We start from the raw sequence: 20003 nt of genomic DNA on the forward strand, positions 1-20003 counted from the left end.
GCTGATAGAAACAGAAGCCACTGGAGCACCTCAAAAACACCATCATACACTAAATCAGTAAGTTGGCAGCATCACCAAGTCTTCAGCGGTTTCCGATGTTATCAGAATATCATGATGTTCAATTTCAATATATTGGTCTTTCCTGATGAAATTAATTAACTCACTTACGTAGATATTATTGATAATTTGCGGGCTGTAAATGACAAATTTTTTCTTCAGACTGGAGCTGTGCATGATATTTATTGTTTCTTCCAGACTGTTGAGATTGTTCTTAAGATGATGGTGCAGATTGACCGCCGTTACGCTAGGCGTAATACCTTTTCCGGCACGAATAAATAGTGGGTCATTGAATTGTGCACGCAGCTTTTGTAACGACTGGCTAACAGCTGAGGGGGTAATAAACAGCGTTTCGGCGGCTTTGCTTATGCTTAGATTTTGATAGATACATTCAAAAATAACCAGCAGGTTGAGATCGAATTTTTTGAGGTCGTAAAGGTTAGCCATACGCTAATTCCTGTTTTAGTTTAGTTGTGAAGTATTTCATTTTGTTATGAGTAAATTACAATGCATTATCATCTCATATACATGTAAAACTTAATGAATAGTTTACAAATGCTAAAATAGCACAGGCAGGGTTATTTTTTCGGTAAAAAGTGCTAACGAGTTTATTGATATTAAAAAGAAGAATGATTGATATGAGAAATGATATCAATCATTCGTTGCGTATATCTATTTGGCTCCCATGATAATATCCAGCTTCTCTTTATCGGGCAAACCGACGGCCTGTTGCAGGGTATTATCTTTGCTCATGTAATAAATGGCAGGCGTGACATTGGCGCCTAAATCGTCCATTAGTTTTTGGTTGATATTCAGCGTCTTCATTTGCTCGGCAGGCGGGGTTGCTGGCAGTGTCAGCGTCATTTTGCCGCCCGAGGTTTCATAGTCGTGCCAGGTTTTAGCGGGGTCCTTGCTTGCCAGAATGGCCGCAGCGGTTGCCGGACTTTCAGGCTTAATCACGCCAACCAACAGCGTGCGTAATTGAACATTGCCGGACTCAACCCACGGACGCGCCTGTTGCCAGAATTGTTTACAGTATGGGCAGAAGGGATCGGCAAACACATACACAATAACAGGCGCATCTTTTTTGCCGTCCAGAATCCACGACGCTTTTTCCATTCGTTGCCACATCTCGCGCCCTGCAGGTGCATAGATTTCTTTTTCTATCAGCGCATTACTCAGGTTTTCACCTTTCTCGTTATACATGTAGCCGGAGATCGCCTGTTTTCCATCAGGCGTGACATAGATAGTGACCCCCATGTCCTGATATTTGCCCAGATAACCTTTCATGCCACCCGGCGCGTCGAACGACTTCAGAATTGTAATGCCCTGTTTCTCAATCGCTTTAACGGGGGCAGGAAGCTCTTCAGCGTGGACGGCTGCAGGGAGCAGAGCTAAGAGTAATAAACGTTTAAACATTGATTTTCCTTATAAAACCAGAAGGAAAGGGAGTTAAGTTGCAAAACCTATCGCAGCCATAGGTAAGATCGACAGTCTGTCGATTGCCCTTTCGGTAGTTGGGTGATGTAATCCCAATCGCTGTTACGACCTTGGTTAAGGTAATGTAGAGCGCAACACATAGCCAGTTCTGCTGGCACTGAAGTTACTTGCGGGTAACTCGGGTAATGAGGCTCCCTGCAAAGGGAGCCTTTTTTACTTTTAGAATAGGGTTTACAACATGCGGTTGAGTCGGTTGTTAGTTAACGCTTATTGATTTGATAAAGAAAACGCATTAGCCCTTATCAATGATTTTGGTTAACTTATCCCTCAACGAAAACACGGAGGAAGTACAGATGTCTTTGATTAATACCAAAATTAAACCTTTCAAAAACCAGGCGTTCAAAAACGGTGAGTTCATCGAAGTAACCGAGAAAGATACCGAAGGTCGTTGGAGTGTCTTCTTCTTCTACCCGGCTGATTTTACTTTCGTATGTCCGACCGAGCTGGGTGACGTTGCTGACCATTACGAAGAACTGCAGAAACTGGGTGTGGACGTTTACTCTGTTTCTACTGACACTCACTTTACTCACAAAGCATGGCACAGCAGCTCTGAAACCATCGCGAAAATCAAATATGCGATGATCGGCGACCCGACTGGCGCCCTGACCCGTAACTTCGACAACATGCGTGAAGATGAAGGTCTGGCTGACCGTGCAACATTTGTTGTTGACCCGCAGGGTATCATCCAGGCAATCGAAGTTACCGCTGAAGGTATCGGCCGTGATGCGTCTGACCTGCTGCGCAAAATTAAAGCTGCACAGTATGTTGCTTCCCACCCAGGTGAAGTTTGCCCGGCTAAGTGGAAAGAAGGCGAAGCAACTCTGGCTCCGTCCCTGGACCTGGTTGGTAAAATCTAAAATTCGCTACGCCTTTCGCGCTACAGGTGCGTTGGCTACGCTTAATCACCCCGGTCACTTACTTATGTAAGCTCCCGGGGATTCATAAGCTTGCCGCCTGCCTGTAACACGAAATTCTTGCGAATTAATCCTTAAGCGGGTGCGTCGCGCCCGTTTTATTCCAACACCATGATGCAAACGTATTCAGACTGCCTGAACGAATTCGGCTTGCATGATGATGTTTTCAGAGAGGGAAGAATAATGCTCGACACAAATATGAAAACCCAGCTCAAGGCTTATCTTGAGAAACTGACCAAACCTGTTGAGCTGATTGCTACGCTGGATGACAGCGCTAAATCGGCAGAAATCAAGGAACTGCTGACCGAAATTGCTGAACTGTCAGAAAAAGTCACCTTTAAAGAAGACAATACTCTGGCCGTACGTAAGCCATCGTTCCTGATAACCAACCCGGGTTCTCACCAGGGGCCGCGTTTTGCCGGCTCTCCATTGGGCCATGAGTTTACCTCTCTGGTTCTGGCGCTGTTGTGGACGGGCGGTCATCCGTCGAAAGAAGCACAGTCACTGCTGGAGCAGATCCGCGACCTCGACGGGGATTTTGAGTTCGAAACCTATTATTCACTGTCCTGTCATAACTGCCCGGATGTGGTGCAAGCGCTGAACCTGATGTCCGTGCTGAATCCGCGTATCAAGCATACGGCGATTGATGGCGGTACATTCCAGAACGAAATTACCGACCGTAATGTCATGGGCGTTCCGGCGGTCTATATGAACGGTAAAGAGTTTGGTCAGGGCCGCATGACGCTGACTGAAATCGTAGCGAAAGTTGATACGGGCGCAGAAAAACGCGCGGCGGAAGAGTTGAATCAGCGTGATGCTTACGATGTGCTGATCGTCGGTTCGGGTCCTGCCGGGGCAGCGGCTGCGGTGTACTCTGCACGTAAAGGTATTCGCACCGGTCTGATGGGCGAACGCTTTGGCGGTCAGGTTCTTGATACCGTTGATATCGAAAACTACATCTCTGTACCGAAAACCGAAGGCCAGAAACTGGCTGGCGCACTGAAAGCACACGTTGATGATTACGATGTTGATGTCATTGATAGCCAGAGTGCGAGCAAACTGGTTCCGGCAGCACAGGAAGGTGGTTTGCATCAGATTGAAACGGCATCAGGCGCGGTGTTGAAAGCACGCAGCATCATCATTGCTACCGGCGCAAAATGGCGCAACATGAATGTTCCGGGTGAAGATCAGTACCGCACCAAGGGCGTAACCTACTGTCCGCACTGTGATGGCCCGCTGTTTAAAGGCAAGCGCGTCGCGGTGATTGGTGGCGGTAACTCCGGCGTTGAAGCGGCTATCGACCTGGCGGGTATCGTCGAACACGTGACGTTGCTGGAATTTGCCCCGGAAATGAAGGCCGATCAGGTTCTGCAGAATAAAGTCCGCAGTCTGAAAAACGTCGATATCATTTTGAATGCACAAACCACAGAAGTGAAAGGCGACGGCAGTAAAGTCACCGGTCTGGAGTATCGTGACCGCGTCAGCGGTGATATCCACAATGTGGAACTGGCGGGTATCTTTGTGCAGATTGGCCTGTTGCCGAATACGAACTGGCTGGAAGGCGCCGTTGAGCGTAACCGCATGGGTGAAATCATCATTGATGCCAAGTGCGAGACCAGCGTGAAGGGTGTTTTTGCTGCGGGGGATTGTACAACCGTACCGTACAAGCAGATCATCATCGCCACTGGCGAAGGCGCGAAAGCTTCACTGAGTTCATTTGATTATCTGATTCGCACCACAACCGTATAAGAAAGTAAGACACACCTGCAATTCCCAAACCGCCAGTTAATCACTGGCGGTTTTTTCATTACGCTTAAGCGTGTACAAGATGTTTACCAGCAATGTGCTCCGTCAAAATGTATACCGCCACAAACCATGCTGATTGCACCAGGTATAGGCTGAAAACCCTCTTTTACAGTTGAATTTACACTGTTTTCCTTTGCAGATTGGGCGATCGCAATAAACATACGCATCATTACCTGCGAGTGCAAAAGTGGCTTCAGGCGACGCGCCAGGCGGCAGATACTTAAATTGTCCGCCCTGAAAGGTGTAAATAAAGATCCATTCCAGAGAGTGATCTGCCGTCATTGGATGCGCCGGATTACCCACCGTGACGGAAAGCGTATTTGATTCAAACCCCCCGGAAATGGTCATCAATGGTTGATGCTGCTGGGCGAGCGCATCGCTAGTGGTGGCATCATTAACCCGTAGCGCGGCGAGTGTTTTTCCACAACAGGTTATCGGGGATGTTGCGTTACGTTTACCCATGGTGACAAGGAATTCCCCGCATTGAGGACAGCGGTAGAACGTCGGGATAGGGTGGATAAATGTGGGTTTGGTACTGTTTTTAATCCGGTTTGATGTCCTGTGTACGTTGTGGGAATGTTCGGGAACAGTATGACTTAGAGACATAACGCGATCCTTCTTACGCCAAGGTTGTTTGACCAGCCGTTTCTTGCGAGAGGGATGCCAGACGCTGAAGAATATCCTGCCGGAGAATGTATTTTTGAATCTTTCCTGAGGCTGTACGCGGTAATTTATCTACAACGACCAGGTATTCCGGGTATTTATATTTTGCGATACGCCGTTGGGCGAAAAACGCGACGATATCCGCCAACTGAAGTGTTTTTTGTGGATGACTCAGCACGACATAAGCGCACGAGCGCTCACCCAGGCGTTTATCTGGCATCGCCACCACGCCAGCATCGTGGATATCCGGATGAAGCAACAGAATATCTTCAATTTCGCGGCTACTGATATTTTCACCGCCACGAACAATAATGTCCTTTTTACGGCCAGTAATTTTGATATAGCCGGCTTTATCCATCCGGCAATAGTCGCCGCTGTAATACCATCCGTCGTCGTCAAGCACTCGGTCGGTCAATTCTGGTTCATCAAGATAGCCGACAAAAACATTGGGGCCGCGCGATGCTTCTTCGCCCTCATTATTTTCCGTCAGTGTCATCTTCTTCTGATCGACCACTCTGACTTCAATGCCAGCGGCGGCTCTACCATCCGTATTCATTTGATGAGCCAGTGAGTCATATGGGCGCACTATCACATGGGGAGCACTTTCTGTGCTTCCGTATACACCAAGAAGTTGAATCCCTGCCTGATGGCATTCCTGCAAAAGTTTTCCCGGGATTGTGGTTCCTCCGCACAGAAAGAAGCGAAGAGAAGACAGGCTGCTGCGCTGTGCTTTTGAAGCATACAGTAGATCGCACACGAACGGTGTTGCGCCCATGATGCAGCTGCAGTGCTCTTGTGCCAGTAATGCCAGACACTCTTCAGGAGAAAATATGTCCATCAATACGCTGCTGGCACCCGTTAAAAAAGGGGCGGTCACGCCATGCAGAAATCCTGTTGCGTGGGCTAGCGGAGCCGGCATGAGAATCGAATCAGTCCAGTTTATGTTTAGCGCCGCGCAGAAGGTTCGTTCACTGGCGATGATCGTATTGTGCGTCAGCATCACGCCTTTTGGATGACCTTCCGTACCGGAAGTGAAAAGAACGGCTGCCAAATCGTCGCTATGCGTTTTGACATGTTGTGTTATTGGCGAGGCGTCATTGAGGATGTGGCTCAGAGCGGGCCCAGTCTGCGCGGGTGCCAGCTTATCAACCGCCACCACCTGTTCAAGCCAGGGGAGCGCCGAACGGAGTGTGGCGATCATATCTACAGGGCTGCTATTTTTAAAATTTGTTGGCGTAAACAGTATCCGGGCCCGGCATTTATTAAGTATCCAGGTTAATTCGCATTCCCTGAAGGCGGGCAAGAGCGGGACGACTACTGCCCCGCTTTTCAGGCAGGCCAGATAAATTATTGTGAATTCACACCAGCCGGGTAGCTGGAGCGCCACGCGATCGCCCGGGCGGATTCCGGCGTCGATGAGCCAGGATGCCAGCCGGCCTGCGGCAATATCCAACGCTTTATAGGTGTAGTTGTCCCCCCGATTATCGGTGACAGCCACTTTGTCCGCATACGCTTTGGCCGACAGGCACCAGTAATCGGCTAATGTCGCATCACCCCAATGGCCCTGTTGCCGGTATTGTGCCTTACGCTCGGTATTGATTTTTATGTTCGTTGTCATTGGTTATGTCTCAGACTGAGTTCTTTTTTTGCCATACATCGCCAGTGCGCCAGCCAGTAGCGGCAGAGGCAAAAACAGAAAGACGTCGCTGAATGTCCAGCCTGCCGCGAGCATGAGCGAACCCACGCCTGCGCTGGTAATGGCGCCCAGCCGACCAACGCCCGTCGCCCAGCCAACCCCGGTTGCCCGTATTGAGGTCGGGTAAAAGTGCGCAGCCAGCGCGTAGCAACCAGGGTTGATCCCGTTGAGAGTGAAGCCAAGAATAAGGACCAGGGTATAGAGCAGAAAAAGCGAGGGGGTACACAGCCCCAGAATTAATGCGCCACCTATGCTGCCTGAAAGTGTCAGAATAATGGCCTGGTGTTTGCCCCAACGATCCATTTCAATACCAATGCAAAAATTCCCCATCATGCCGCCTATCTGAAAGACCGACCCCATAATGACGGCCTGTGAGAGCGTTAGTCCGGCATCTTTTATCATCAGCGGCAACCAACTGGATAAAAGGTAAACGCTGAAAAGTCCGACAAAAAGCGTTAACCACAGCGCCAGCGTTCCCACTGTGTAGGGGGTATGCAGCAGTGATTTTGCCGTATTGGCTCGGGCTTTTTGCGGCTCGGTAGTGTAAAAACGCGTATTTTTGTCAGCGATTCCGGGAATAAACAGATTCAGCAGACGAGCAAGGTGTGCATCGTTACCGGTGCGCTGCACCAGATACAGCATCGATTCAGGTAAACAGCGCAGTAAAATCAGCGCCAGCAAGAGCGGTAAAATGCCGCCTGCGATAAGCACAGCGCGCCAGCCAAACGCCCCGAGCAACTGCTGGCTGAGTATGCCTCCCAGCGCGGCGCCAGAATTAAAGCCACAATGGATCACCGTTGACAGGCGAGATCGATAACGATGGGGGGCGTACTCTGCAACCAGCGTGGTGATGTTGGGCATGGCTGCGCCTAATCCGAGCCCGGTAATAAAACGGAAAAAAGTCAGGCTGGATAAATTCCAGGCCCCGGCAGAAAGCAGGCTGCTGAGGCCAAAAAAGACAACCGACCCAATAATTAACTTTTTGCGGCCATAGCGGTCGGCTAACGAGCCAGAAATTAAAGAGCCTGCCGCCAGCCCCAACAATCCACTCATCATTACCGGGCCCAGATCTTGTTTGGATAGTTGCCAGTGATCTATTAGTGCCGGAGCAATGTAACCAATTGCCGTGACGTCGAAACCATCAATACCCAGAACAAAAAAACCGAGAAATACAATAAACCATTGCCGTCTGCTGATTGGGTGTTTGTCTAAAATCGTACTGATATCAATTTGATTCTGTACCGACATGGTCTCCTCCCTGAATCGCGAACACGAGGTATCTCTGGATACGGCGATATAGACTGTTTGGTAGGGAGTCAGCCGAAGCGAAATTCAACGCCGAACGTTCCTTGTGGATATTCCCATTTCTGTAGAACGGTATCTGAACACAGCACCCGGCATGTGCCGCATTCGAGGCAGCCAGCATAATCAAAGTGAATATTGCCAGCGTCATCCTGTCGGTATAATCCAGCGGGGCAGGCGAGGATCAGTTTACGGAACTGCTCAGGGTCGGGATTTTCCACCAGAATTATATGGGGATGGCTTTCATCGACCCTGAATTTATTCGTGCCCAATTTCACATCGACGTTCACGGTGTTCATAATGCGCGAACTCCTTTAATGCCGTCTTTTAAAAGATTAAGTAATCCGATTTTTTTGCCATGCGCCAATACTGTCCTGCTCAGCGAAACTGGAGCCTTGCCGTTGACGGTAAACAGGGATGCCATGAGATCGGTTGCCATTTGCGGATATTGTTGGAAAATTCGCGGGTTCTCCATCATTGCGGGGAGGCGGCGGTAGTGGCGCATATCGCGTAACACCGCGCTTTTCTCCAGTGCGTTGGGATAAGCCTGGAGTTTTCCCTTACTGAAATCATTTGCGTCTTTCGCGGCAATGACCGTTTGCGCGGCCACATTGGCTGCCGTGATGGCGAGATCCATGCCCCGCACGGTATAGCCTAAATTGAGACACATTCCGGCTGCATCGCCGACAATCATCACCCCGTCTTCAACTAATGTTGGAACCATATCTATCCCGCCTTCCGGCACCAGATGCGCGGAATATTCCAGTAGCGTTCCGCCTTCTATCAGCGGACGGACAGCAGGATGCTGTTTGAAGTCTTCCAGCATTTGCGGCACGCTCTTGCGGGCGTGCTCGATACCGTCGAGCCCGCATACCAGGCCCAGTGAAAGCGTATCTCGATTGGTATACAAGAAACCGCCGCCCATTAATCCGTCTGACGGTGAGCCGGCAAACAGCCAGGCGGCGCCTTCATTACCGGTTAGCCCGAAGCGCTCCTGAATTTGTGCGGATGGCAGCGAAATTACCTCTTTCACGCCCACGGCATAATGATGCGGCGATGATTCTTGCACCATACCGATAGCGCGACCCAGCAGAGAATTTACACCGTCGGCGAGGAGAACCACATTAGCCTCTAGCGTATCGTCTCCTGCCTGAACCCCTGTCACTCGCCCATCCTGGCGGATCAGCGAATCGACCCTGACGCCGGTGATGAACTGTGCGCCAACGGCTTCTGCTTGCGCCATGAGCCAGCTGTCAAAGGTGTGGCGAAGCACCGTCCATGATTCTGCGTCAGAGGCCTGGTGGGGTGTGCCCGTGAGATAGTCCAGCGTGACGGCGCTTTCTGTCGTAAGAAAGGAAATTCGCTCCCTGACCACTTTTCTTTCAACCGGTGCCGTGTGGGTAAAGCCGGGCATAATTTCTTCCAGGCTGTGCGTGTAGAGTCGTCCCCCGGTCATATTTTTACTGCCCGCAGTATCACCACGCTCAATGACCAGCACATCCAGTCCTGCTTTTGCCATCACATAAGCGGCGATGCAGCCTGAGATGCCTGCGCCGACAATAATGGCGTCAAATTTTTCATCCGACATCGCTTTTGCTCCTGTTGCCGCCATCCAGGATGACGGCGTTAAATGTTAGCGCTGCAGCAGTTCCGTTAATGCCGGGACGACTTTATAAATATCGCCTACCAGCCCGTAGTCGGCGTACTGAAAGATCGGCGCATTCTTATCTTTATTAATGGCAACAATGGTTTTAGCGCCATTACCACCGACCATATGCTGTATCTGCCCTGAGATGCCCAGCGCCAGATACACATCGGTTTTAAGCAGTACGCCAGAAACGCCAATGTAACGTTCGCGATCCATCCAGTGCTCACCTTCGGCAATGGGGCGAGAGCAGCCGACTTCCGCATTTAGCGCAGCGGCTAAATCCCAGATCATGTGCAGATCGTCTTTGGCCGCTAAGCCACGCCCAATCCCGACGACACGCCGGGCTTTACTGAGGTCGATGCTACTGACCGATTTTGCCCGGCGCGCTTTGCATAAAAGCTCATGTTGCGGTGGGATATAACTAACGGGGGTGGGAGCAGGCTGATGCGGCGCATTTTCTTCCAGCGGCTCGAATACGCCACTCGAAACGGTCACGATAGCCATCGATGTGTTGATTTTTTCCCGGCCAAACGCCAGACCGCCGTACATTCGATGTTCGGCATACAGCTCGCCACCCTCCAGCGCCAGGCTGGTGGCATCATTAATCAGCGCTGATTGCAGCAGGACGCTGAGCCTGGCCGCCAGGCTTTTTCCTCGTCGGGTTGCCGCCAACAGGATTAATGTTCCCGTTCTGAGCGCGCTGGCGCCTTTTTCGGCGTTTTGTATCAGGGCTACGAGGGTTTCCGCGTAGTTTTCTAACCGCTGCTGTTCTGACTTTCCGCTCAGAACGTACACCGCGTCGGCATGTTGTACCTGCAAAGCCTCGCTCTCATCCCAGATGACTGCACTCACGCGTTCACCGAACTGCTTTGCTCCTGCAAGGAGATCCGCGTAACGGTCGGCGCTGTCGCTCACTACCCATACCTGATTAATCTTGCTCATTCCCAGCTTCTCCGTTGTCTTCAGTTCAGCACTTTATTGAGATGCTCTGCCAGGCGAGCGACATCTTCTGCGCTGTCGCCTTCAATGATGATGTGTTTACGTTCTGCCTGCTGCGGGGCATAAATATTGACCATTTCGGTATCGGGAGATACCGGTGTCCAGCCGATGTCATCAGCCGTCCATTGGGTGACGGGCTTTTTCCCTGCGCCGAGAATCGCTTTCATGGAAGGAATTCGCGGCTCATTAATATCTGAGGTGACGCACAATACGGCAGGAAGCGGAACATCAATGATCTCTACTTCATTTTCCAGCGTGCGTTCGACCGTGACGTAACCGTCATGGATTTCAATGTGGCTAACGGCATTGACGGTGGGCAGATGAAGCATTTCCCCGACCCGCAGCCCGGTTTGTTGTGCATAAAGATCGCCAGAACCTTCGCCACACAACAGCAGATCAAAACCGATTTTCTTCGCCGCTTCGGCAATGACCCTGGCCGTTTCGTGCGCTAGCGAAGCCGCCAGCCGCTCGTCGCGCACCAGGTAAAGTCCATGAGGGCCTCGGGAGAGCAAATCTTTACGCAGTTTGGCGTTATCCAGCGCCTGGCCGCCAACGCACAGAGCCATAACTTCATCGTTTTCACCGGCCAGCAGGACGGCCTCTTCAATGGCATTAAGGTCAAATGGGCTGATTTTTTCTCCAGCGCGTGTTGTATCCAGCGTTCTGTCAGCGGCGATAGTAATGTCTTGTTCTTCCGCGACCAGTTTATAACAGGCGAGTAATTTCATGACGTATCCTATTATTTTTCATACTGTTTCAGGATCTGGCGGGCTGAGATATACACCATAATCTCGTCAGTGCCGCCGCCGATGCGGTTTACACGCGTATCACGCCAGAAGCGGGATACCCGGCTGTCATTGGTGTAACCAAGGCCCCCTAAAATCTGCATCGCATCGTCAATGACTTCACAGGCTGACTGTGCGCAATATAACTTGCACATCGGCGCGGACAGACGCATGGGTAAATCGTGGTCACATTCCCATGCCGTGCGATAGACCATGTTTTTCATGTTTTGGATCTTTATCGCCATTTGGGTCAGCTTGAGCTGAATCATCTGGAACTGGCCGATATTTTTATCGAACTGAATACGTTGGTTGGCATAGCGAGCGGCATCTTCAAAGGCGCATTCCGCCACACCCAGCGAGTGTGCGGCGATGACAAGACGTTCAATATCGAAGTTTTCCATCATGTGAATAAAGCCGTAACCTTCGCGGCCCACCATGGCGCTTTCTTCCAGTTCAACGTTATCGAGAAAAACCTCACAGTTGCTGACCATGTGCCAGCCGATTTTGTGCAGACTATTGCGCTTAACGCCCGGCATGTTTGGATCAATCCACCACAGGGTGAAGCAGCGCTTCGGATCTTCCGGTTCGGGATTGCGTGCCAGCACCAACATATAGGGGTAGTCTTTGGCGCCCGTGATGAACGTTTTTTGCCCGTTCAGATAAACTTTGCCATTTTTTCGGGTATAGGTCGTGGCGACGCGGTTATTGTCCGATCCCGCTTGCGGCTCGGTGAAGGCAAGTGAATAGGCAGGGATACCGGTCAGCCCGACTTCAGCCGTTTTCGCCAACTGCTCCGCATTGCCAAAGCGCTGCATGTTATGGATGCATTGGCCTTCCGTCATAATGTAGGCGGGAGCCCCCATGCGGGCGATCTCCTCCAGAACCAGCACTTGCGTCATCATATCAGCAGGGATGCCGCCGAGTTCTTCTGGAATGCCTAACAGTCCCACGCCGCTTTCGGCCAATGCCTGAAAGAACTTGCTGGGGAACGCGCCATTTTCATCACAGGTTTTGAAATATTCTTCGGGAAAATCTCGTGTTATCAGTTCGCGGATACTGGCTAAAAGCAGCTCCTGCTCTTCGGTCAGGCTAAAGTCCATGATGTCTCCTCAATGATGCCTGCTGATAAGAATTGATGTTTCGGACGATATTCATTTCTTTATATTCTGATCGTGACAGGACGCCGACTTGCAGAATAATTGGTATGAGGAGCATAAATTCAGTGGGCATCAATGATGCATAGACATATTTAACAACGTCCTGGACAAAACGGGCATTTGGTATGCTTTTGTGATGCGGGTTCCGAAATAAAAACCGGATGTTAGTGATGTTCGATTTGTCCTGTTTTTGGTTAAATCTGTCAATGTCAGGCGGACGAGTTTTATTCCTATAATCCATCGCGTTAATTCATGGAAACAGGTTGGTTAGAATATCTTATCTTTTATATATCCATATTCTTATTACCTGCATTCTTACCCGAGTATTCAACGTGGAGTGGGGTTGGTATATGTCCATTTTATCTCAACAGCAACTGGAAGCATTGAAGAAAAAAGTCAGAAAGGTTACCGAAACTGAGCTGGAAGAAATTCAACTGGAAGTTGAGCGGACGAATGTCTTTCCTGACTCTTATTATGATGTTTGTCGTAAAAACGATCTGTTTCGTCTGGCGATGCCTGAAGAATTTGGCGGTATGGGACTCAACTGTGAACAGTTCTTTTCGGTGATGGAAGAGTTTTGCCGTGGGCCCGGTGGGATGCGTATGAACCTGCACCACGCTAACGGGTTGAACTGGCGAATTATGTATGACCATGGCGCGGAAGATTTGCGTGCTAAATGGTTACCGCTGCTGGCAAATAAAGATGCTTATATTAACTTTGCATTAACTGAGGCGGATTGTGGTTCGGGTGCGGATATTCGTACTACTGCGGTTAAAAAAGGGGATAAATATATTCTTAACGGAACCAAAACGTTGATATCCCATACAGATATATCCGATGGGAGCTATGTTATTGCGGTTACAGATGAGAATAAGCGTAAAAAAGGTGGCTTAACGGCATTCTTTATCGAAACGAATACTCCCGGTTATTACATCGATCCCATGCCGCACATGATGGGTTGCCGTGGCGCGGGGCATGCTTATCTGCGTTTTGAAAACTGCGAAGTCCCTGCCCATAACATTATGGGTAAAGAGGGTGATGGCCTGGATATTTTCATGAATGCGCTGGCGCATTCACGCGCCATGATTGCCGTAACCTGTCTTGGAATGTCGCAGCGCTTCCTGGAATTGGCGATAGCCAGAGCAAAAGATCGTGTGACTTTCGGTAAGGCTCTTACTTCTCGCCAGGCTATTCAACAAACGCTGGCGGATATGGGCACGCAGGTGCATGCGCTGCGTGTCATGCTGCGCGACTGTGCGCAAAAATTTGATCGGGGCGAAGACATTGAGATGGTCTCAGCCATGTGCAAACTGCACGGCATTGATACCGTTCGTACGGTATCGGATAGCTGTCTCGAAATCTTTGGCGGTATTGGCTATTTCGAAGATAACCCGTATGGCCCGGTAGAAAGAATGTATCGCGATGCTCGCGCTCTGTGGTTTGAGGAAGGCCCTCGTACCGTGCAGCGACTGACTATCGCACGCCCACTGATTGCCGCAGGTGGTGAGATTCGCTAGTCCGGGAGCGTTTGCACCGTGTCAGAGGTTAGCTGTTTTTACGGGGCACTAACCTCAGTTTTGGCCGTACGTCGCTGTTTATCCTGTGGCTACGGCCATTTTTGCTTTTATGCGAGAGTGACCTATGAGTACATCACCAGGGAACAGACGCTGGGGCATTATTGTCCTGCTCATTATTGATTATTTCGTCATGTTTGTGGCGCGAAGTGGGATGTCGATGTGTGGGCCTGCATTAATGCAGGAATATGGCTGGAGCGCTATGCAGTTTGGCTGGGTATCCACGGCGTTTTTCATTGGCTATGCCGTCACAATGTTACCCGCGGGTTTGCTGGCGGACAGGTTTGGCGGCGGGGTCGTTTTAGTTACCGGGACATTATGGTGGGCTGTTTTCACGTTTCTGACACCGTTAGGATCGACACTGGGCATCATGATGTTGCTGCGTATTCTGGTCGGGATTGGCCAGGGATTGCTCGTCCCGGCTAACTTTTCACTGGCGGCAAAATGGGTGCCTAAACATGAAGCCGGGATGGCGACAGGATTATTGCAAATAGGTTGCCCTACCGGTATTGCCGTTGCCATGGTTCTGGCGGCATGGATAGTCCAACGCTGGGACTGGCAGACCGTGTTTTACGTTGTATCAGTACCCGGTGTGCTGTGGTGTCTGCTGTGGTGGAAGCTTGGCAGCAACCGTCCGCAACAGGATAATTTTATCACCCAGGGTGAACGAGACTATATTCAGGCTGGGCAAGTCTCTACTGAGGCCTCTCCGGCTGCACAGAATGACCCGCTAAGTAAAGGCGATATTCTGGCTACTCCTTCAGTCTGGGCGTGCGCCCTGTGTTACTTTTGTACCAATTACCTCTTTTTTCTCTTCATGACCTGGCTGCCAACCTACTTTGCCATGGGGCGTGGAATCGATCTCAAACAAAGCGCGATTTTCTCCATGCTGCCGTATCTGGTGGCGATTTTTGCTTACCCACTGGGGGGCGTAGTCACTGATGCCGCATGCCGTCGATTTGGGCAAAACGTCGGACGTAAGATTTCTCCGGTACTGGGGTTATTATTAGCCGGAGTATTTTTGATCCTCGGCACACAGGCAAACAGCTTGTGGAGTGCCGCCACGCTTATCTCGGCGTCGAACTTCTTCCTGTGCTTCACCATGGCTGCACATTTTTCAATTCCTATTATTTTCTCGCAAAAAGACACCGGCATGTTGGTCGGACTGAACGGGGTGTTTGGGACGTTGGCGGGCATTCTCTCGCCTGTACTGGCTGGCTGGGTGATTGATGTGTCCGGTGGTCAGTACGAGTACGCGCTGTATTTGGGCGCAGGCGTGGCGATTGTCGGAGCATTCTTTATGTTGATAGCACGCATTCGGCCAATAGAAAAGAAATCAGCACGCGTAAGCGCGGGCGATCGTAAAGGATTTGCCGGTTAAACAGGCTACTCATTTTTGAGGGAATATGACGTATGAGACCATTAGAGGGCGTTAAGGTCGTCGATCTGACATCATTTCTGGCGGCGCCAACGGTAGCGCGTATTTTAGGTGATTGGGGGGCGGAGGTGATCAAAATCGAACCGCCGATCGGCGATCCTGGCCGTACGCAGGCGTCAGTTTTTAATATGCCGTATGAAGATGATGAGAATCCGGCATTTGATATTTCCAATGCTAATAAGCGTTTTCTGTGTCTGAATTTGAAACAGGAGCGGGCGAAAGAAATTGCCTGGCGCATTCTTTCCACCGCTGATGTGGTAGTGACCAGCTATCGGACGAAAGCGCTGGAGCGGCTGGGGTTCTCATGGGAAGAATTGCACCAGCGTTTTCCTCGTTTAATTTTTGCTCAGATTCTGGGGTACGGTGAGCAAGGGCCAGAAAAAGATACCGCAGGGTTTGATGCGACGGCCTATGTTTGTCGGGGAGGGATTCTGGGGTCGACAAACGAACGAGGGGAAACGCCGATTAACTCAGTGAATGGGTTTGGCGATTTCCAGGCTTCCATGTGCCTGGTTTCGGGGGTTTGCGCGGCGTTATATGGCCGTACGCTCTCCGGGCAGGGGGATAAAGTGACAGTGAGTCTGCATCATACCGCGTTGTTTATGATGAGTATTGCCGTCACATCGGCGCAATATGGCAACGTTTATCCTAAATCCCGCTGCGAAGTCGCGAATCCGTTCAACAATACCTATAAGACCCGGGATGGCCGCTGGATGGTGATTTGTATCCCAGAGTACGATCGCTTTTTCAATAAATTCATGACGCTACTTGGTCGCGAAGATTTGGTCGACAGCCCTGAGTTTTGTCGTATTGCCGATGTCAATCTACATGGACGCAACCGGGATATTATCAGCATCATCAGTGAGCAGGTCGCTAAACGCTCGCTTGATGAAATGATGCTGATGTTAAAACAAAACGACTTTGCTCATGAGAAAGGCTTTACGCCTGATGAAATCCTTGACGATGAGCAGGCGTGGGCGACCGACTGTCTGCGAAATGTTGAATATATCACCGGTAACCGACGCGTGCTGGTGACCCCTCCTGTGAACATTGGTGGTATGGGGCCAGCGCAAATTCGACCTTCTCGCGGATTAGGGCATGATTCGCAGCAAATTCTTTTGGAATATGGATATTCTGTTGAGGAGATAGATCGTTTGAATGCGGACGGCGCGGTCATTATACCCGCATAACCATAGCCGCCAGGTGGTCGGCACCGTTGCTACCTGGTGGGCTCATTTGATTGGGGGGCATTGATGGCAACGACCATTCCTACTTATGCGTTATATGGTGAACAGTCGGAACCTGGCTGGGAGAATTTCTTTAATATAGAAATGATCTCATTGCGTTCAAAACCCTTGAACTGGAAAGCCAATCCGCATATTCATGACTCATTGATTCAGACCCTCTTTATCCAAAGTGGAGAGGTCGATGTTTTAATGAATTATACCCGGATGAGGGTGAGTGGCTCAGGGCTCATCCTGGTGCCTGCGCAAACCGTTCATGGTTTTGATTACCGACCCGGTACGGAAGGGATGACAATCACTGCCTCACAAGGGCCAATGGAATCGGTGATGGGATTATTGGCGCCCAATGTCCTCACTTTGATGCATAAACCCTGCGTAATCCCTCTGGATGATTCCCCTGAGGACGGGAAAATTATTCAGGGTTTCTATCAGTCTTTACAAAAAGAGATGCAGAATCCGAGGATTAATCATACGGCAATGTGCATTTCGATTTTTATCTCCATACTGGTTCACCTCACGCGTATCAATACCCTAACGGAAGAACAGCAGAAGTTTGATGTCTGCTCGCGTAAGGCCTCGCAAATAAACAAATTCCTCCTGCTGGTGGATCAGCGTTTTCGCCAACGGCTGACCGTTAATGATTATTCTGAGGTGATGGGCATGTCCCCGGGACACCTGTCTCGTTTATGTCGGGTAACATTAGGGATGTCCAGCCTTGACGTGATTAATATGCGCGTTCTGCAGGAAGCCCAACAAGAGTTGGTTTACACCTCTAAGACGATAAAGCAGCTTGCGGCTTTTTTAGGATTTAATGATGAAGCCTACTTTACGCGCTTTTTCCATAAACATGCGGGTGTCAGCCCTGGACAGTACCGCGAACTGGCCTTGCAAAGAATATCCACAGAGGAAGAGTGCCTGGTTATTGGTGGTGCCCATGAGAAAGAGGGCATCACGCAATAGATGACCCCACCCGTCAGGCGGGTGGGGTTTTTGTGTGCTGACTAGCGTACAACCAGTACCGGCAAAGTCGCGTGGCGGACAACGCTGGAGGCGTTAGATCCGAGCAGATGGGTGCTGATTGATGGGTTGCGTGATCCGATGACTACTACATCTGCATTCAACTCTTCACCCAATTCGTTTACCACATCACGCACGCTACCAAAGCGAACGTGCTGCTTAATGCGGGAAGGATCGATACTGAAGTGGCCGACCATGGTTTGCAGACGGGTTTCCGCTTCGTGTTGCAGATGCTCTTCAAAACGACGAACGTCAGCGGCAAAACGGTGCAGACTCAGACTGGCAGAACCCGGGAGCACATGCAGCAGATGGATCACCCCTTTATCTTGTGCCAGAAATTCTGCATGGCGAACTGCCTTGTCGCTCAGTTCCATTTCGAATACATCAACAGGCATTATGATTGTGTTGTACATAAACATTCTCCTTGTCATTACATGAACACATAACAGCATAGTATTAAAAATGATTCTGTCAGTCACGACACAGATTTATGTTTTGCGAACAGGAGAAAAGGAAGTGCAGCAAATGAAAGACAGCAGGGGTGAAGCGGAAAGAGGATGCGGATGCATCCCCTGTAAGATAAAGCGAGTCGCTTTGATAAGACAGAGTTAGCGCAGGTAGTCGCCTGCAGCTTCAGGCTGATACTCAAGCTCGATGACTTCGAGGTGGGTCGATGTACCGCCCGGTAATTCCCAATGGATCGTATCGCCAACGCGCAGGCCCAGAAGCGCTGCACCGACTGGCGCCATTACCGAAAGCTGTGTACTGCTGTCAGTCATATTGGCCGGATATACCAGGGTACGTACGCGCACTTCGCCATCGCTCAGATTGCGGAATTTCACGCGGCTGTTCATGGTCACCACGTCGTGCGGCATGGTTTCCGGTGAACACATTTGGGCGCGATCCAGTTCAGCGTTTAATGCGTCCGCTATCGGTAAACCAGCAAACGCAGGTTGCTCCAACAGGCGGTCAATGCGTTCCGCATCGAGGTCGTTAATGATAATAGTTGGTCTGGACATATATTACTCCATGTCGTCGATACTGCGGATGCGCAGGTAAATAATCCCAAAAGAAAACCCTCACCGTCAGGCGGCAAGGGTTTAGCTTTTATGATGATACTGAGACTTACCCCTGGTTTGAAGTGATTTAGTTCACATTCAGGCAAATCATCAATATTGCTGCAGATTAAGGGGGAGGCAAAAAACGTGAGCGTTCTCAAATTTGCATTATGCTTTTTAAGCGCTCGCTGCGGGCGCGCCACGACAACTCAGTGTTCCTCGACAGGAGATCTCATGAGCCAGTACGACAAACTTACCTTAAAAGATGGCAGCTATTTGCATTTCAAAGATTGGGGAAGCGGCCAGCCCATTGTGTTCAGCCATGGTTGGCCGCTGACCGCAGATGCGTTTGAAGATCAAATGCTGTTTCTCGGGGCGAAAGGATTTCGTGTGATAGCCCATGACAGACGGGGGCACGGTCGTTCGGCCCAGCCCTGGGATGGCCACAATATGAATCAGTATGCTGATGATTTGGCCGAACTTACCGCGTATCTCAATCTCAAAGATGCTGTACATGTCGGGCACTCTACCGGCGGTGGCGAAGTTGCTCGTTATATTGGCCGCCATGGGACGCAGAGGGTAGCAAAAGCGGTACTCATTGGTGCGGTAACCCCCATCATGATCAAAACCGACTTTAACCCGAATGGTGTACCTAAGGAGGTGTTTGATGGCATTCGTGAAGGCGTTGTGAACGATCGTGCCGCCTTTTTCTATGAGCTGACGGCCGCATTCTATGGCTACAATCGACCGGGCGCAAAGGAGTCGAAGGCGATCCGTGAAAGTTTTGTCGAACAGGGCTTACAAGGATCAATCAAAGCACTGTACGACTGTATCCATGCTTTCTCGGAAACAGACTTGCGTGAAGATCTCAAAAAAATGACCATCCCGACGTTGGTGATCCATGGTGACGAAGATCAGATTGTCCCGTTTGAAACCTGCGGTAAGGTCGCGGCGGAAATACTGCCGGACTCGCAGTTGAAGGTATATGTCGGCGGCTCGCATGGAATTTGCACCACCCATAAGCAACAGATCAACGGTGACCTGCTCAACTTTATTCAGTCGTAATCGTTGGCAGATTGTTCTACGCTGATCTTCTTTTTCCAGGGGGATGAGCGAAGCATAATTTGTGCTGAGCTGACGTCAAC

Annotated in this window: 18 protein-coding genes and 1 pseudogene; 7 read left to right on the forward strand and 12 right to left on the reverse strand. The window is 50.3% G+C overall.

Features of this window, described 5'->3' with window-relative positions; all coding sequences use genetic code 11:
- Nucleotides 1-72 precede the first annotated feature (72 nt).
- Nucleotides 73-504 (reverse strand): annotated as a pseudogene (locus RYZ59_RS10075) (LysR family transcriptional regulator); the annotation flags it as partial.
- Nucleotides 505-729: 225 nt separating this feature from the next.
- Nucleotides 730-1476, reverse strand: coding sequence for a thiol:disulfide interchange protein DsbG (gene dsbG / locus RYZ59_RS10080; RefSeq protein WP_318047935.1), 747 nt, complete (start codon nt 1474-1476; stop codon nt 730-732).
- A 374-nt stretch (nt 1477-1850) separates the two neighbouring features.
- Between dsbG and ahpC the strand changes: the two genes are divergently transcribed.
- Together ahpC and ahpF are read left to right on the forward strand one after the other, a co-directional pair.
- Nucleotides 1851-2414, forward strand: coding sequence for an alkyl hydroperoxide reductase subunit C (gene ahpC / locus RYZ59_RS10085; protein WP_002894394.1), 564 nt, complete (start codon nt 1851-1853; stop codon nt 2412-2414).
- Nucleotides 2415-2654: 240 nt separating this feature from the next.
- Nucleotides 2655-4220 (forward strand): alkyl hydroperoxide reductase subunit F, encoded by a 1566-nt coding sequence (ahpF, locus tag RYZ59_RS10090; RefSeq protein ID WP_137384526.1) that lies wholly within the window; start codon nt 2655-2657, stop codon nt 4218-4220.
- A 102-nt stretch (nt 4221-4322) separates the two neighbouring features.
- On the opposite strand, the gene RYZ59_RS10095 is transcribed toward ahpF, so the two are convergent.
- The 8 genes from RYZ59_RS10095 to RYZ59_RS10130 all read right to left on the reverse strand — a co-directional run bounded on the left by RYZ59_RS10095 (nt 4323) and on the right by RYZ59_RS10130 (nt 12470).
- The gene (locus RYZ59_RS10095; protein ID WP_318047934.1) at nt 4323-4739 is read right to left on the reverse strand and encodes a desulfoferrodoxin family protein; all 417 of its coding nucleotides are present in this window, start codon (nt 4737-4739) and stop codon (nt 4323-4325) included.
- A gap of 157 nt (nt 4740-4896) precedes the next feature.
- Nucleotides 4897-6558 carry a medium-chain fatty-acid--CoA ligase gene (gene fadK, locus RYZ59_RS10100; protein ID WP_318047933.1) on the reverse strand — a complete coding sequence of 554 codons (1662 nt, stop codon included), beginning with the start codon at nt 6556-6558 and terminating at the stop codon, nt 4897-4899.
- A 3-nt stretch (nt 6559-6561) separates the two neighbouring features.
- On the reverse strand, nt 6562-7884 hold the full coding sequence (locus RYZ59_RS10105; protein WP_318047932.1) for an aromatic acid/H+ symport family MFS transporter: 1323 nt from the start codon (nt 7882-7884) through the stop codon (nt 6562-6564).
- A gap of 68 nt (nt 7885-7952) precedes the next feature.
- Complete coding sequence (locus RYZ59_RS10110; protein WP_318047931.1) at nt 7953-8237, reverse strand: ferredoxin family protein; 285 nt, start codon at nt 8235-8237, stop codon at nt 7953-7955.
- Nucleotides 8234-9526 (reverse strand): FAD-dependent oxidoreductase, encoded by a 1293-nt coding sequence (locus tag RYZ59_RS10115; RefSeq protein WP_202039171.1) that lies wholly within the window; start codon nt 9524-9526, stop codon nt 8234-8236. The genes RYZ59_RS10110 and RYZ59_RS10115 overlap by 4 nt, the downstream gene beginning before the upstream one ends.
- Before the next feature lie 45 nt (nt 9527-9571).
- Nucleotides 9572-10528, reverse strand: a complete 957-nt coding sequence (locus tag RYZ59_RS10120) for an FAD-binding protein (RefSeq protein ID WP_318047930.1) — start codon at nt 10526-10528, stop codon at nt 9572-9574.
- Between the two features lie 20 nt (nt 10529-10548).
- Nucleotides 10549-11313 carry an electron transfer flavoprotein gene (locus RYZ59_RS10125; protein WP_318047929.1) on the reverse strand — a complete coding sequence of 255 codons (765 nt, stop codon included), beginning with the start codon at nt 11311-11313 and terminating at the stop codon, nt 10549-10551.
- An 11-nt stretch (nt 11314-11324) separates the two neighbouring features.
- Nucleotides 11325-12470: an acyl-CoA dehydrogenase gene (locus RYZ59_RS10130; protein ID WP_318047928.1), complete on the reverse strand. Its 1146-nt coding sequence runs from the start codon at nt 12468-12470 to the stop codon at nt 11325-11327.
- A 407-nt stretch (nt 12471-12877) separates the two neighbouring features.
- Here RYZ59_RS10130 and RYZ59_RS10135 point away from each other — a divergent pair, with 407 nt between their 5' ends.
- The 4 genes from RYZ59_RS10135 to RYZ59_RS10150 all read left to right on the forward strand — a co-directional run bounded on the left by RYZ59_RS10135 (nt 12878) and on the right by RYZ59_RS10150 (nt 17743).
- Nucleotides 12878-14044 (forward strand): acyl-CoA dehydrogenase family protein, encoded by a 1167-nt coding sequence (locus RYZ59_RS10135; RefSeq protein ID WP_202039167.1) that lies wholly within the window; start codon nt 12878-12880, stop codon nt 14042-14044.
- Nucleotides 14045-14168: 124 nt separating this feature from the next.
- A complete protein-coding gene (locus RYZ59_RS10140; protein WP_318047927.1) occupies nt 14169-15482 on the forward strand; it encodes an MFS transporter in 1314 nt (437 codons plus the stop codon).
- 32 nt (nt 15483-15514) lie between these two features.
- Entirely contained in the window at nt 15515-16729 is a 1215-nt protein-coding gene (locus RYZ59_RS10145; protein ID WP_202039165.1) for a CaiB/BaiF CoA transferase family protein, read from the forward strand.
- 63 nt (nt 16730-16792) lie between these two features.
- A complete protein-coding gene (locus tag RYZ59_RS10150; protein WP_202039164.1) occupies nt 16793-17743 on the forward strand; it encodes a helix-turn-helix domain-containing protein in 951 nt (316 codons plus the stop codon).
- A gap of 41 nt (nt 17744-17784) precedes the next feature.
- Here the strand turns inward: RYZ59_RS10150 and uspG are convergent, their stop codons facing one another.
- Together uspG and rnk are read right to left on the reverse strand one after the other, a co-directional pair.
- A complete protein-coding gene (uspG, locus tag RYZ59_RS10155) occupies nt 17785-18213 on the reverse strand; it encodes a universal stress protein UspG (RefSeq protein ID WP_005120854.1) in 429 nt (142 codons plus the stop codon).
- Between the two features lie 195 nt (nt 18214-18408).
- Nucleotides 18409-18819 (reverse strand): nucleoside diphosphate kinase regulator, encoded by a 411-nt coding sequence (gene rnk, locus RYZ59_RS10160; RefSeq protein ID WP_005120853.1) that lies wholly within the window; start codon nt 18817-18819, stop codon nt 18409-18411.
- Nucleotides 18820-19092: 273 nt separating this feature from the next.
- On the opposite strand from rnk, the gene RYZ59_RS10165 reads away from it, so the two are divergent.
- Nucleotides 19093-19923, forward strand: coding sequence for an alpha/beta hydrolase (locus tag RYZ59_RS10165; protein WP_318047923.1), 831 nt, complete (start codon nt 19093-19095; stop codon nt 19921-19923).
- Nucleotides 19924-20003 lie beyond the last annotated feature (80 nt).

Origin of the sequence: Citrobacter sp. HN-141 (assembly GCF_033341895.1) — a bacterium.
GTDB lineage: Bacteria > Pseudomonadota > Gammaproteobacteria > Enterobacterales > Enterobacteriaceae > Citrobacter.

Excerpts from the sequence above, each read along its gene's own strand:
- dsbG (WP_318047935.1), bottom strand. The coding sequence starts at position 1,476 with ATGTTTAAACGTTTATTACTCTTAGCTCTGCTCCCTGCAGCCGTCCAC.
- ahpC (WP_002894394.1), top strand. The coding sequence starts at position 1,851 with ATGTCTTTGATTAATACCAAAATTAAACCTTTCAAAAACCAGGCGTTC.
- ahpF (WP_137384526.1), top strand. The coding sequence starts at position 2,655 with ATGCTCGACACAAATATGAAAACCCAGCTCAAGGCTTATCTTGAGAAA.
- RYZ59_RS10095 (WP_318047934.1), bottom strand. The coding sequence starts at position 4,739 with ATGGGTAAACGTAACGCAACATCCCCGATAACCTGTTGTGGAAAAACA.
- fadK (WP_318047933.1), bottom strand. The coding sequence starts at position 6,558 with ATGACAACGAACATAAAAATCAATACCGAGCGTAAGGCACAATACCGG.
- RYZ59_RS10105 (WP_318047932.1), bottom strand. The coding sequence starts at position 7,884 with ATGTCGGTACAGAATCAAATTGATATCAGTACGATTTTAGACAAACAC.
- RYZ59_RS10110 (WP_318047931.1), bottom strand. The coding sequence starts at position 8,237 with ATGAACACCGTGAACGTCGATGTGAAATTGGGCACGAATAAATTCAGG.
- RYZ59_RS10115 (WP_202039171.1), bottom strand. The coding sequence starts at position 9,526 with ATGTCGGATGAAAAATTTGACGCCATTATTGTCGGCGCAGGCATCTCA.
- RYZ59_RS10120 (WP_318047930.1), bottom strand. The coding sequence starts at position 10,528 with ATGAGCAAGATTAATCAGGTATGGGTAGTGAGCGACAGCGCCGACCGT.
- RYZ59_RS10125 (WP_318047929.1), bottom strand. The coding sequence starts at position 11,313 with ATGAAATTACTCGCCTGTTATAAACTGGTCGCGGAAGAACAAGACATT.
- RYZ59_RS10130 (WP_318047928.1), bottom strand. The coding sequence starts at position 12,470 with ATGGACTTTAGCCTGACCGAAGAGCAGGAGCTGCTTTTAGCCAGTATC.
- RYZ59_RS10135 (WP_202039167.1), top strand. The coding sequence starts at position 12,878 with ATGTCCATTTTATCTCAACAGCAACTGGAAGCATTGAAGAAAAAAGTC.
- RYZ59_RS10140 (WP_318047927.1), top strand. The coding sequence starts at position 14,169 with ATGAGTACATCACCAGGGAACAGACGCTGGGGCATTATTGTCCTGCTC.
- RYZ59_RS10145 (WP_202039165.1), top strand. The coding sequence starts at position 15,515 with ATGAGACCATTAGAGGGCGTTAAGGTCGTCGATCTGACATCATTTCTG.
- RYZ59_RS10150 (WP_202039164.1), top strand. The coding sequence starts at position 16,793 with ATGGCAACGACCATTCCTACTTATGCGTTATATGGTGAACAGTCGGAA.
- uspG (WP_005120854.1), bottom strand. The coding sequence starts at position 18,213 with ATGTACAACACAATCATAATGCCTGTTGATGTATTCGAAATGGAACTG.
- rnk (WP_005120853.1), bottom strand. The coding sequence starts at position 18,819 with ATGTCCAGACCAACTATTATCATTAACGACCTCGATGCGGAACGCATT.
- RYZ59_RS10165 (WP_318047923.1), top strand. The coding sequence starts at position 19,093 with ATGAGCCAGTACGACAAACTTACCTTAAAAGATGGCAGCTATTTGCAT.